Source organism: Roseovarius nitratireducens (assembly GCF_002925845.1).
Lineage (GTDB): Bacteria > Pseudomonadota > Alphaproteobacteria > Rhodobacterales > Rhodobacteraceae > Roseovarius > Roseovarius nitratireducens.
In genome coordinates, this window is record NZ_PDNI01000083.1 from 1 (window position 1) to 759 (window position 759).

A 759-nucleotide genomic window follows, 5' to 3' on the forward strand; every position below is an offset into this window, starting at 1 on the left:
ATTATTTTCAACAAATCACAAAGATATCGGTACCCTTTACCTTATATTTGGTGCTTGAGCAGGAATAGTAGGAACCGCTCTAAGTATTCTCATCCGAGCAGAACTTGGCCAACCAGGAGCCCTACTTGGAGATGACCAGATTTATAATGTAGTTGTTACAGCCCATGCATTTATTATAATTTTCTTTATGGTTATGCCTATGATAATTGGAGGATTTGGAAACTGACTTGTTCCACTAATAATTGGTGCTCCTGATATAGCATTTCCACGAATAAATAATATAAGTTTCTGGTTACTTCCGCCATCATTCTTATTACTTTTAGCCTCTTCCATAGTAGAAGCCGGAGCTGGAACTGGATGAACAGTATACCCCCCACTAGCCGGCAACCTTGCCCATGCTGGAGCTTCCGTAGATTTAACAATTTTTTCACTACATTTAGCAGGAGTATCATCTATTCTAGGTGCTATTAACTTCATTACTACAATTATTAATATAAAACCACCAGCAATTACACAATATCAAACCCCATTATTTGTATGATCAGTCCTTATTACAGCTGTTCTTCTTCTATTATCTCTACCAGTCTTAGCAGCAGGAATTACCATATTACTCACAGACCGTAATTTAAACACAACCTTCTTCGACCCAGCAGGAGGGGGTGATCCTATTCTATACCAACACTTATTCTGATTCTTTGGACACCCAGAAGTTTATATTTTAATTCTCCCTGGATTTGGAATCATTTCTCACATCGTCAC

The 759-nt window shown here is 38.1% G+C and carries 1 pseudogene; it reads left to right on the forward strand.

Annotation, left to right across the window (positions count from 1 at the left end):
• Nucleotides 1–91 precede the first annotated feature (91 nt).
• Nucleotides 92–691: pseudogene (locus CRJ03_RS20520) on the forward strand (cbb3-type cytochrome c oxidase subunit I).
• Nucleotides 692–759 lie beyond the last annotated feature (68 nt).